This is a genomic window from Rhizobium skierniewicense (assembly GCF_014196515.1).
Classification (GTDB): domain Bacteria; phylum Pseudomonadota; class Alphaproteobacteria; order Rhizobiales; family Rhizobiaceae; genus Agrobacterium; species Agrobacterium skierniewicense.
Genome location: NZ_JACIDV010000012.1, coordinates 134,152 through 146,625, shown reverse-complemented (window position 1 = coordinate 146,625; position 12,474 = coordinate 134,152). Strand labels below are relative to the sequence as shown.

At 54.4% G+C, this 12,474-nt stretch carries 11 protein-coding genes; 4 read left to right on the top strand and 7 right to left on the bottom strand.

Annotated elements, in window-relative coordinates:
• On the top strand, window positions 1-182 hold a 182-nt coding region (locus tag GGQ73_RS22825; protein ID WP_210290168.1), incomplete at its 5' end, for a hypothetical protein.
• 324 nt (window positions 183-506) lie between these two features.
• Here the strand turns inward: GGQ73_RS22825 and GGQ73_RS18405 are convergent.
• Entirely contained in the window at window positions 507-3,227 is a 2,721-nt protein-coding gene (locus GGQ73_RS18405) for a KGGVGR-motif variant AAA ATPase (protein WP_183897356.1), read from the bottom strand.
• Window positions 3,228-3,865: 638 nt separating this feature from the next.
• On the opposite strand from GGQ73_RS18405, the gene GGQ73_RS18400 reads away from it, so the two are divergent.
• Window positions 3,866-4,084: a helix-turn-helix transcriptional regulator gene (locus tag GGQ73_RS18400; protein ID WP_252094083.1), complete on the top strand. Its 219-nt coding sequence runs from the start codon at window positions 3,866-3,868 to the stop codon at window positions 4,082-4,084.
• 225 nt (window positions 4,085-4,309) lie between these two features.
• Here the strand turns inward: GGQ73_RS18400 and GGQ73_RS23395 are convergent, their stop codons facing one another.
• From GGQ73_RS23395 to GGQ73_RS18375, 5 genes are all read right to left on the bottom strand, one after another.
• A complete protein-coding gene (locus GGQ73_RS23395; RefSeq protein ID WP_183897355.1) occupies window positions 4,310-4,840 on the bottom strand; it encodes a DUF1304 domain-containing protein in 531 nt (176 codons plus the stop codon).
• Window positions 4,841-4,888: 48 nt separating this feature from the next.
• Entirely contained in the window at window positions 4,889-5,869 is a 981-nt protein-coding gene (locus GGQ73_RS18390) for a zinc-binding dehydrogenase (RefSeq protein WP_183897354.1), read from the bottom strand.
• Between the two features lie 134 nt (window positions 5,870-6,003).
• The gene (locus GGQ73_RS18385; RefSeq protein ID WP_183897353.1) at window positions 6,004-6,369 is read right to left on the bottom strand and encodes a hypothetical protein; all 366 of its coding nucleotides are present in this window, start codon (window positions 6,367-6,369) and stop codon (window positions 6,004-6,006) included.
• Between the two features lie 492 nt (window positions 6,370-6,861).
• Window positions 6,862-7,113: a hypothetical protein gene (locus GGQ73_RS18380; protein WP_234911019.1), complete on the bottom strand. Its 252-nt coding sequence runs from the start codon at window positions 7,111-7,113 to the stop codon at window positions 6,862-6,864.
• A 17-nt stretch (window positions 7,114-7,130) separates the two neighbouring features.
• On the bottom strand, window positions 7,131-7,397 hold the full coding sequence (locus GGQ73_RS18375; RefSeq protein ID WP_174152917.1) for a hypothetical protein: 267 nt from the start codon (window positions 7,395-7,397) through the stop codon (window positions 7,131-7,133).
• 340 nt (window positions 7,398-7,737) lie between these two features.
• Between GGQ73_RS18375 and GGQ73_RS18370 the strand changes: the two genes are divergently transcribed.
• Entirely contained in the window at window positions 7,738-9,102 is a 1,365-nt protein-coding gene (locus GGQ73_RS18370) for an SPOR domain-containing protein (protein ID WP_412762993.1), read from the top strand.
• Window positions 9,103-9,194: 92 nt separating this feature from the next.
• A complete protein-coding gene (locus GGQ73_RS18365) occupies window positions 9,195-9,458 on the top strand; it encodes a hypothetical protein (RefSeq protein ID WP_174153028.1) in 264 nt (87 codons plus the stop codon).
• 147 nt (window positions 9,459-9,605) lie between these two features.
• On the opposite strand, the gene gyrA is transcribed toward GGQ73_RS18365, so the two are convergent.
• Entirely contained in the window at window positions 9,606-12,431 is a 2,826-nt protein-coding gene (gyrA, locus tag GGQ73_RS18360) for a DNA gyrase subunit A (RefSeq protein ID WP_234911018.1), read from the bottom strand.
• Window positions 12,432-12,474 lie beyond the last annotated feature (43 nt).

Sequence of the window (12,474 nt, the reverse complement as noted above, 5' to 3'; positions counted from 1 at the left end):
CTCGAGCGCATAGCCAATGGTTGGCCCAGCAGCGATCTCGATGCACTCATGCCGTGGAATTACACGCGCTGAACGGTCTCAGCTTGCCGCTTACCTTTGAAGTCGGGGAAATTTCCCTCAAACGTTGGAACGATGATGCCATCGAGAAGCCAGTCCGCATGAATTCGATTTTGCGTATTTGAGGCGCCGATTGGACCGACAACAAAACAAGTCCTGGAAGACCCCGCCCCTTTGCTATTGTCACGCATGTAAAACGTCCTCCCAATTAGCAGCATCAAGATGATGGATTAGCGCGATATGGAGGTGTTGCAATAGCCTTATTAATTCGCATCGGAACATCGCTACTCACCTATCGAACACTCTATGGTCGGATTGCTGATCAAACCACCATGCGCGAGAGATTGAGAGTGCCGCATTTATCTCTGCGATAGCCGGAACAGCGGCGTTCCCTCCAACTAAGATAACTGCCGCATCTGCAGCACATACACCTCACAAGCGTTTGAATATTAAGGCAGCTTTCTGGCTCGGTTGTACAATGCGACCACACTTCGGCGCGCCCCTGAGTGACGGAGCCCTAGACCTCTTCGAAACAGCTCTGGTACCTGATAAGGCGCTTTTTCTCCAAAAATAATACCGTGACGCCTCAGTGAAGATACTTCCGCCGCGCTAAGATCTAGACTAGTGATTGCCTCATCAGTGAGCGGTACAGAAAGCTCATCGGTTTGAGATTTGAATTTTTCGAACGCCGGCTTTAGCTCAACAATCTCTTCTACGGTTTCGGAGACCTTGGCACCGCTAGTTGGATCCACCGCGGCCCGTAGCGCTCTCGGAACGAGCAGTCTATTTCCATAGAGGTCCAAATCTTCAGCTTCTGGTTCTTCAGCAGCAGCGTTAGCCAAAAGCCTTACAAGGTCACGCGGGACGAGCCGTCCACGCAGGTCTGAGAGGACTGCAATAATCCAAGTGGACGTATAGGCCTCTCTCGTGCGCTTTCCTGGCCTGTCATCTGGACCTAATTTTGCACCCCAAAGACGGTGCAGAGCCTTAGCGCGCTCATTTGTGGTCATTGCCTGAAAAGTTGGATTCCAGAGACCAGGGAGAGCGCCAGATTGAGTCGCGAGCCAAGCTGCAAGCTCCAGCACATCATCCTCTGTCCATCTGAATGCGAATTGCTGATACTCTCTGCTAAATTGATCAAGGTTTTGTGTAACGGCAGCTTCAACGGTATCTCTTCTAACAAACATTAACAGTCCGAGAGGGCGTCGCAGCTCGGATCTTAACTTTTGCGGAAGTGATATGAGTGCGGAACGCATGGCGACTTCGACACCCGGATCCGAGACAGACTTATAGAGCTCTTCCAATCCCTCAAAGACAGCAATAACCGATTTGCCATTCGCTCTAAGCTCTTGGAGAAGGCTTTCGCCTGCACCTCGCACCCTAGGCTTCAGACCAATGCTCCAAGCAATCAGGTCCAGCAAGATTGCTACCCACTGGCTTTCCGATAAGTTCTCTTGGAGTTTATCTTTCAAAAACGTAGTCGTCTCATATATAGACATCGGCGCGGTTAAACCGAGTGCGACTGACACACGACTTCTTGCATCATCCACCTCGCTTTGTAAGCTGTTGCTGGACTGTACCGACATTGTCACGGGCACTACTTGCGCAGAAATTGAGTCCGTGCCTACCAGATCGTTAACCACCGTTCTCCAGTCTTGTTTCGAAACAATATAACGCGCTGCGAGTGTTTTTCCTGTTCCTTTCGCACCCTCAATCACAGCGATCGGAACCTCAGACTTGAACCTAGACGCAAGTTCCGACAACGGTTGAGTTACGAGAGGTTTAGGCACCGCTCCAGTGAGATTTTCAGCAGCGATTAGCTGATTGGCAAATTTCGCCAAGTCGCGCCGCTGGCTTGTGATGGTAACCTCATTTGTCTGAACCTGCGAGTTGGTCTGCACAACCGAAAGCTCAGATGACAGGAACTCATCACTGCCACTAGCCAAAGCTCTCATGAAGCCGCTGACTTCGAGTTGCGCTACAAATTCACGCCACCCACCCATTGGTATCTGCATATCGGGTAACTCAGGGACCTCAACCTGAACATATGGCGCTACTGCCACCTCACTCGTGAAATAGTCGTCCGAAGCTGTTAACTCTGTTTCATCATCTTGAACAAAGGTTTCGATCAATTGATCGGTCAGCGGCTCGATCAGCTTCTTATCCATTCCGGTCTGCTTAAAAAGTGACGGAACTCTATTAACAACAATCAAAGGGCGTCTAGGTGAGATCTGGGCCCTCCGAAACTCTCTAGATAGAAATGAAACAAACCCAGCCGTGGCTCTAATTGACTGCTCGGCTAGGCTTGTCACAATAATCGGTGAAACATCAGGATCCATTGCGAGGTTGACACCTAAAGGCACCAATCCAGCGCGCACATCGACCACAACGCCGACCGCACCGATTTTCTCGGCGACATCCGCCAGCAAATCAGCGAGAGCAAACGGCCTTTCGGGTGTCGATAGATGTTCTGCTCGAATAGACGAACTAGCGAGTTCCACTATGTTTCTTCTGAGCGGAAGGATGAAGAGATTCCCCGGGACGGCATGATCTTTTAGACGCTCCGATACAAGATTGACAGTCTCAGGTGCCCCGACTTTTTCCTCACTATGTGCCAAAGCAATCAGGTCCTCGAGAGCTATCTTGGCTTGTCCTACGAACGACTCGAAAAGGTAGCTTATGCCTGGGGCTTCTAAGTCTGCATCGACTAGTAGGACCGGCTTACCCTCGGCCGCCGCCCAGTGGAGCGCAAAGGCAACGGCGGTTGTAGTGCGCCCGGTACCACCTTTAACACTGAGTGCCGCAGCGATTGGAACTTTTCTACTTGAGCTGACCGCAGCGGGGGTTCGGAAATCGATTATGCCATCAACCACTCCGAAAGGAGGTTTAGTGCCAGACTCGCCGTCAACAGGCTCCAGATGGACGTGAAGATCCGACCCGCCCTCAAGTTCAATTCGTAGGGGATCAGACTTGACCCGGGAGGGGAAAAGTTCATCTAAGGCTATTTCTACCTCTTCAGTGCCAAGAGATCCGGTATGCTCTAGCAGCAGGCCAAACCAACCTGCCCTTGCAGTGATGATTTGCGAAGGCAATGGATTGTCAGCGAGCTCAATTGCAGCAAGACGCCGTGCGACATCGATCCAAGTTAAAGGCAATTGCTCATTGTTCATCGGTTATTCCTACACCATTCAACTATCGACATCAGCCAATCAAATTGCGCCGCGGTATTATCGACCTTCTCTCCATACCTCCACGCCTCATGCAGTATCGGGGTCTGTCCCTCAAAACGTGTACGAGTAAGGACAATTTTGGGACGAACCTTGATGCTAGATTGGGGGATCCTGAGGTCGGCGATAAGCCCGTCAAGATTGTGCTTGTGACCACGCGCAGACTTGCCGCCTGCTCTCACTTCGTCTGTGGTTTTAAGATTGTTTCGAAGCATATAGAGCGATTTCAGCGCGCATTCTACGGCGTAAAATAAAATTAGTGACGCCGCGTCCATGTCATGATGCGCTTCGCGAGTTGCGGAGAGCCGAAGTTCCTGAGAACGTCGCCAAAGAGTAAGTGGGTTAGGATCTACCAAATGTCATTCCCCGAAGTCACCTGTCATCTCAAGAATCCTCCGCATTCAACCAGAAGCGACAACTTTAAATTGACTACCTCTTAAACTGCAAGAGTGTGACAAAGAAAGATTCATTTTCCTCAACCATTGACACCCATACCTATACTGTCGCATGTTCTCCCACGCGGACAGTTCTCGGGCCTTTTGGCCCTCAATCCATTTGCATTGGAGAACCAATTGTCCGACGTGCCATCAAACCTTGTTTCACTCGATAGCTACCTGACCCTCAAAGAAGTTACGACTAATATCAAAGTCGCGACATCCACACTCTACCGGTGGATCGCCGACGGCAAGGTTCCGAAGCCAGTTCGACTCGGAGAAAACTGTGTGCGGTGGCGTGTTGCAGATGTGAAGGCTTGGCAGGAGAGCCGTCAGAGCGGCGAACCGTTTAAAAAAGCCGGATGAAATTTGCGGGTATGAATACGGGTACCTGCGGAGAATGCAAGGAATGCAAGGCCTGCAAAACAGGCCTTTCAGCACCCCAATGTGACAGACACCCCATCTGCCATACGATTGTTTGGCGTTTTCCGTCTGTCCCCGTTCGGTGCGGATACTGGGATCTGAAAGCGCAAAAAACATTTCCCGGTCACAAGACCATCCTTCTCGCTGAACCGCAAAAATGCTTGAGACCTACCTCCCTGGCTTTATAAGGGCATCAAAGAGCGATTCTTCAGGGGCTTTGTGATGTGGATTGAAGTGACAGCGGTTAACAACAACCAGAAATTTGCCATCAATTTTGACCACGTCTTGCAGATATCGCCGCTGGCGCAAGGCACCCTGGTGCTTCGCAGTGGAAATGATCGCGTCCACGTAATGGAAAGCTATGACTACATCATCGCGCGTCTGCATGCGGCTGCTGCCAAATAATAAGATAAGTGCCAAAACGGCTGTAGGCACGATACCCGCAGGAAGCGCCTGAATAAACAGAATTTTTCTGTGCGCCGTGGCCGCGCCGAAAAGGCCGGGGACGAAAACCCACATGAGGAAAAACGTCGCGATTGTTCTGTCGCCTTGTCCCGGCATCAGGCCAAAGATGAGACCTGCCGCGAGAAAGCCATTATAGAGACCCTGATTTACAGCCAGCGCTGTGGTAGAATGTCGCAATGCGACAGGGCAATCAGCCCGATCACAACATCGGCAATCAATTTTCGTCCTCCACATCACCCGTCTGCTGCATGAAGGACGAAAATCGTTTGAACGCAGTGTTGTCTATGGTTTCAGCAGGACTTTTCCGGCTTTGCCTGGCGCCAGCGACGCTTTCACCGCGGCGGAAATATCTCCCAGATCAAAGATCGCCTCGACCGGAAGGCGGATCGTTCCTTTGACAACGTGCTGGATCAACTCGCCAATCAGACGACGACGTTCATCAGCAGGCGTCCTGGCGATGACAGTGCTGCCCCAGAAACCCTTAATCGTCAGCTGTTTGAAAATGACCGCGCCAGAGGAGATTTGCATGTCCTCTCCCGTCATCGACCCGAATGACACAAGAAGCGCCTCATCGCCGAGGAGCTCTGCTATATCGTTGCTGGCACCGCCGCCAATCGAATCGACGCCAGCGCGGATCGGCTTGCCTGCCGTGAGTTTTCGAACATGGTCTTTCCAGTGGTCGTCGGCTGTCGAGATACCGTTGGCGATGCCCAGTTGGGCAAGCTCCTCGACACCTCCAGGGCGACGAACCAGATTCACGACATGGATGCCGCGTGCCTGCGCCAGCATTGCAACCGCCTTGCCCACCGCACCGTTTGCCGTGTTCTGAATGATCCAATCACCCGTCTTTACACCTAAGAACTCCAGCAATGTCATGGCGCTGAAGGGCATTGCGATCAGTTGGGCTGCTGCCTCGTCCGAAATCTCATCCGGGACCGGAACGACGCCCGCAGCCGGAGACAGAAAATATTCGGCCCATGCGCCGTGCACACCGGCTGCCGTGACACGTTTGCCTTTGAGAGATGGGTCGGTGCCCTCGCCCAACGCATCAACAATGCCAACTGCCTCGCTGCCGCCGATGGCTCCCGGCAATGCCGGTTTGTATCCATAATTGCCACGTACTGTCCAAAGATCATGATTGTGGATCGGCGATAACAGAGTGCGGATTCGCAGCTGTCCTTTGCCGGGCTCAGGAATCGGAGCTTCTGTCGACTGAAGCACATCCTGCGGTTCGCCGAAAATATCGTGTGTTGCGCTGCGCATGGCTCGCCCTTTGTCATGTTGTTGATGACCAGAGCGTCTCGAAACAATGCGGCAATGCTATGAAGCGTCGTGAAACGTACAAACACGAAAGCCGGCCCTGTGGCCGGCTTCTGGATCTATCTTTGTGTCATGCGTTACTGGCAGACGCGCATGCTCTCCATGTGCCAGCCGCCATCATAGGCATTGCGGACCTGACGATCTTCGAACCAGCACCGTGGTGGCGGTGGTGGCGGTTCTACGTAGCGGGGACCATTGTCTCTTGCCAGAGCGCCGCCGATGAGACCACCCAGGACGCCAGCGGCGATGCCACCGGCAATGATCCTGCCATTATCGTGGTCGCGATGTCTGCGCGGCGGGTCGCGATATGGTGGTGGTGGCGGTCCGCGACGATCGTAGCGGTAAGGACCATCATAATATTGAGCAGACGCAGGCTGCACACTCGTCAAGACAGCGCCACTGGCGATCACTGCTGCAAGTGTGGTGAGAAGAAATTTCTTCATGGGGGTGTCTCCAATTGAGACGAACCTACACAGGCTCGCATCTCAGAACGACGGCAAATTGACATGGGACTGATGAACAAGTCCTGAATGCGATGTGCGCAAATCGTTCATGAATGTTCACCTGGTGTTTACGCGCGGGCGTACCGTAAGCCACCACACTGACCTTTCGCGCAGGCATATATGTGGCTATCGCTGATCCGCTTCCTCTACGCGAGGAGCTCCCAAGTCCTGAAAGCCAATCAGGCAAACTTTGGCCCCGCCTTTTGGTGGGGCTTTTTTTATGATGCTATTCCTCGCGCTTGGATGAAAGCTGCTCCTGTCACGCATTTTGTCTCTCAGGCGTACTGAATGCGCGTCCATTGCACTACCAAGCTATCATGAATTTGGTTTATCAAGACCTTATCGCTTAAGGGCTTCGCCCGATTTTTCCCCAAGCGACCAACCTGCCCCGCCGACTTTGCGGGGCTTTTTTGTCTGTAACGCTAGGCCTCATTATCGTATCGGGCGCGTGGGGACGGAAACGTCAAGCTTCGGAGCGGTGTGACCATCATCCTGATGCTCTCTCAGCAAATCCCTGAACAGTTCGATGATTTCGGCCGGCATGTTGCGAGAAAATTCTTCGAACAGTTCCGACGCACGGTTCCAGGAATAAATCGCAGCCAAGGTCAAGATCAGCAGCAGAAGCCATGGCCATAATGGTTTTTTGTGAGGTGGCCTGTTGTCGACATTTCGATCTGTTGTCATAGGCAGCCCTTTGTTGCTCAACGTCCGCCCTGCCGCGGTTCCCCGCCTGGTGCATAGGCGACTTTCTGCTGAAAGCGGAAGATATTGCCACATTGAGCGCAGCGTATCATGTATTCGGCCGGATTGACCGAAGGACGCTCCGTGCGAAAACCGGCTGGCATGTCATCAATGCGAAAATCCACGTTGGCTTTCTGCTTCTCATCCTTTTCCGATACTTCGGCAAAGCCGCTATGGCCGCATTTCGAGCATTCGAGTTTGCGGGAATATCGATCGCGAGAAGCCATGGTCCATCCTTCGTTTGGCGACAGGTAGCAACCGACGCTCGCCAGTTCAATACATATCGCCAGCCCATCCCCGCTTTGCGCGCCTGATCAACAGCCCGAGCGTGCCAGACCTCCAAAAACTTGTGTGCTGATTTCGATCACTCTCTGCATTTTATCGGCTTCAGATACCATTCATAAACCACTTGGTAACGCCATCACTCTAAGGTTGGCGGATGAAAAGTCTGGCGGGGCGTGTCGGACGGAAAAAAGTGGCATGCGATTAAAGAGTTTAACAGTGTTGAAAAAGCTATCTGAGGCACTAAAGCGCGCGGCAGGCGCTACGTCTTTCGTGAAGGTTTTCATGTTTGCGATGGCGATGGCGACAGCAACCGCTGCTACCACCCAAATCGCAAAAGCTGACCCGAAATTTGCTGGTATCGTCATTGATGCCAAGACGGGCAAGGTTCTCTACGGAGAGGACCCCGATGGCTTGCGCTATCCTGCATCGCTGACAAAGATGATGACCCTGTATCTGACGTTTGAGGCGTTGAATTCCGGGCGCATTACGTTGGATTCGCGGGTTCCCGTCTCGGCTAATGCTGCAAAGGAGCCCCCCTCCAAGCTCGGTGTGCGGGCTGGTGGTTCCGTGTCGGTCGAGCAGGCCATCCTGGCACTCGTTACGCGTTCGGCCAATGATATCGCGACTGCATTGGGCGAGTATATCGGTGGAAATGAAGAGCGTTTCGGTCGTATCATGACGGCCAAAGCGCGTGCACTTGGTATGACGCGCACGACCTATCGCAACGCCAATGGCTTGCCGAATACGGCGCAGATGACGACCGCCCGCGATCAGGCTCGTCTCAGTGTCGCACTGCGTCAGCACTTCCCGCAATATTACGGTTATTTCAGCACGCGCAGCTTTACCTTTGGCAAGCAGGTCATCGGTAATCACAACCGCCTCGTCGGTACTGTTCGTGGCGTAGATGGCATCAAGACTGGCTACACCCGTGCCGCTGGTAGCAATCTGGCAACATCCGCACAACTCGATGGCCGCTCTATCGTTGCCGTTGTTCTTGGCGGACGCTCCAGCGCCGCCCGTGATGCCACGATGCGCAAGTTGGTGGCCGAATATCTTCCCAAGGCATCGCGCGGTGCCAGCAGCAACCTGATTGCTGCGTCGGCCTCAGCGCCGATCGAGGAGCCGCAGGCCGTTGTTGCCGCTACAGCCACAACAGGCCTGCCGAACGATGGTCCTGTTCCACAGGCACGGTATGCTGACGAGGCCCCGATGTCTGCCTTTGCGCCGACCCAAGCCAACGCTGCCGTCAGTGCAATGGATGTGGTAACGCGTCCGAAGTCGCCGACACGCGCTGTTCCGCCAGTCAACATGAAGCCGGATCGCTCCTTGGTTACCAATTCGACCAAGGTTGATAACATCGTGACGGCCTCCACAACGCCCGCTTCTCCTGTAACCGGAAATGAAGGTTGGGTGATCCAGATCGGCGCGTCTCCGGACGAAGGTTCCGCGCGCAACCTGCTTCAGGTTGCACAGGATAAGGGTGGTGTCCTGCTGCGCTCAGCTAAGCCCTTCACGGTCGCCTTCAGCAAGGATGGCGCCCAGATGTATCGCGCCCGTTTCGGTGGCTTCGGTGGCCAGAACGATGCGGTCAATGCATGTAACGCTCTGAAAAAGAAGGGCATCAGCTGCTGGGCTTCTCTCCAGTAAACGTATGACGATTTCCGGACCCGGTGACGAGCATGAAAATACAGATTACCGGCTCCACTCCTCGAATTGTACTGTGTAACGAGGCTTTCCAGATGGCGATCAACGAAAACTATTCGGAATTTGCAGCAGGTAAAGGCAGACAGCAAAGTCTGTCCGTTCTGCACCCGATCCACGAAGCGGCGATGAGAATTGCCGATCTCGGCTTGAACAAATCACGACACAAAACCCGCGATCTGGTCAATCTTCTTCTCTCCCATGGAGCTCGAGCCTGGCGCAGCAACCAGCCGGAAGCGAAGATCCATCTTCACATTGCGTCTCGCTCCGGCCGCGGTGCAATCCACATGCGCCTGCGCTGACGACATCTTCGAAACAGGCGCCAGTCGCGCTTTGAGATCGAATAGAAAAGGCCCTGCGAAACACCGGTTTCGCAGGGCCTTTTGTTTGGAATATCACATCAATAAAAGTGGCGTGTGACGATCACACGCCGCTTTTTCTTGGAAGCATCAGGCTTCGCCTTCAGGTGCAGCACCGGCGTCTGGCTCTGCGCCGGTGATGTCGGTCTCACCCTCGAGAGCGTCAACCTCTTCATCGCCTTCTGGCTCGTTGATACGCTCAACGGAAACGACCTTTTCGTCCTTTGCCGTCGAGAAGATCGTCACGCCCTTTGTTGCGCGGCTTGCAAAGCGAATGCCGTTGACAGGAACACGGATCAACTGGCCACCGTCGGAGACGAGCATGATCTGATCTGTGTCTTCAACCGGGAAGGCTGCAACCAGTTCGCCGATTTCCGCCGTCTTCGACGTATCGGTTGCGCGGATGCCCTTGCCGCCGCGACCGGAGGTGCGGAAGTCGTAGGACGATGAGCGCTTGCCAAATCCCTTTTCCGAAACAGTCAGTACGAACTGCTCCTGTGACTTGAGGAACTGATAGCGCTCTTCGGAGAGATGCCCTTCTTCGGTCACCTCCTCACCAACGAGTGCGATTTCCTCGACTTCCGTCTCGCCAGTCAGCGCCCGACGTTCAGCAGCCGCACGCTTGAGATAAGCGGCACGCTCCCACGGCTCGGCATTGACGTGGCTGACGATGGTCATGGAGATGATCCGGTCGCCCTCGCCCATGTTGATCCCGCGAACGCCAACCGAATTGCGGCCAGCAAAAACGCGAACATCGTCAACGGGGAAGCGAATGCATTGGCCCAGCGCCGTCGTCAGCAACACATCGTCACCGGCCGATTCGCCAAGTGCATCCGGGCCAGAGCAGGTTTCTACGGAGAGGATTTCGTCACCCTCCTCGTCCAGCTTCATGGCAATCTTGCCGTTGCGGTTGACCTGCACGAAGTCCGACAGCTTGTTACGGCGAACCGTTCCGCGTGTGGTCGAGAACATCACGTCCAGTGTTTCCCAGGTCGTCTCGTCTTCCGGCAATGGCATGATGGTGGTGATGCGCTCACCTGCTGCCAGAGGCAGCATGTTGATCAGCGCCTTGCCTTTGGACTGTGGCGTACCGATCGGCAAACGCCAGACCTTTTCCTTGTAGACGATACCGCGCGACGAGAAGAACAGGACTGGCGTATGGGTGTTGGCGACGAACAGACGATTGACGAAATCGGCATCGCGTGTCGCCATGCCCGAGCGGCCCTTGCCGCCGCGACGCTGCGCCTTGTAGGTCGTCAGCGGAACGCGCTTGATATAACCCAGATGCGACACCGTGACGACCATGTCTTCGCGGGCGATGAGATCCTCATCGTCCATATCGGGGCCACCTTCGACGATCTGACTGCGGCGCGGTGTGCCGAACTCGTCGCGAACAGCTGCAAGTTCGTCCTTGACGATCTGCTGGATGCGAATGCGCGATGAAAGAATATCGAGATATTCGCTGATTTCGGCGCCGATCTTGTTCAATTCGTCGCTGATTTCATCGCGACCGAGAGCCGTCAGACGGGCCAGACGAAGCTCGAGGATCGCACGGGCCTGTTCTTCCGACAGATTGTAGGTCAAATCTTCGTTGATACGATGGCGTGGGTCATCGATGAGAAGAATAAGGCTTTCCACGTCGGATGCTGGCCAGCGGCGCGTCATCAGCTGCTCACGAGCGGTCGCTGGATCGGGTGCCTGACGGATGACACGGATGACTTCATCGATGTTGGCGACAGCGATGGCCAGACCAACCAACACATGCGCGCGGTCACGCGCCTTGCGCAGCAGGTACTTGGTGCGGCGGCTGACAACTTCTTCGCGGAACGACACGAAGGCTCTGAGCATGTCGAGCAACGTCATCTGCTCCGGCTTGCCACCGTTCAGCGCCACCATGTTGCAACCGAACGAGGTCTGCAGAGGTGTGTAGCGGTAGAGCTGGTTCAGAATGACTTCAGCGTTTGCATCGCGCTTCAGCTCGACGACCACGCGGTAGCCTTGACGGTCGGACTCGTCACGAAGGTCGGAAATGCCTTCAACGCGTCTGTCTTTGACCAGTTCGGCCATCTTTTCGATCATCGACGACTTGTTCACCTGGAAGGGAACTTCGGTGATGATGATTTGCTCACGGTCGCCACGCATCGGCTCGATCGTTGCACGGCCACGCATGATGACGGAGCCGCGGCCCGTCTCGTAAGCGGAGCGAATGCCCGAGCGTCCCAGAATGAACGCGCCTGTGGGGAAATCCGGGCCGGGAATGATTTCCATCATTTCCGGTAGCTCAATCTCGGGGTTGTCGATCAAGGCGATGGAGCCGTTGATGACTTCGGTCAGATTGTGGGGCGGAATATTGGTCGCCATGCCAACGGCAATACCACCTGCGCCATTGACAAGAAGGTTCGGGAATTTCGCGGGAACCACGACTGGCTCCGACATGGTGCCGTCATAGTTGTCGCGGAAATCAACCGTTTCCTTATCGAGATCGTCAAGCAGTGCATGCGCCACTTTCTCGAGGCGGCACTCGGTATAGCGCTGGGCGGCCGGCGGATCGCCGTCGATAGAGCCGAAATTGCCCTGACCGTCGATCAGCGGCATGCGCAACGACCAATCCTGTGCCATACGTGCCAAGGCGTCATAGATCGCCGAGTCACCATGCGGATGGTATTTACCCATCACGTCACCGGTTACGCGGGCGGACTTGACGTATTTCTTGTTCCAGTCGAGGCCGAGTTCATTCATCCCGTAAAGGATACGACGGTGAACGGGTTTCAGTCCGTCGCGAACATCTGGAAGTGCACGGCTGACGATAACGCTCATGGCGTAATCGAGATACGACCGCTGCATTTCCTCCATGATGGAAATGGGCTCAATACCTGGCGGAAGCTTTCCGCCGCCTGGGGGGCTCTGATCAGTCAAATCGGATCACATTCTATGTTAAGAATCGGATGGATTTTTATAG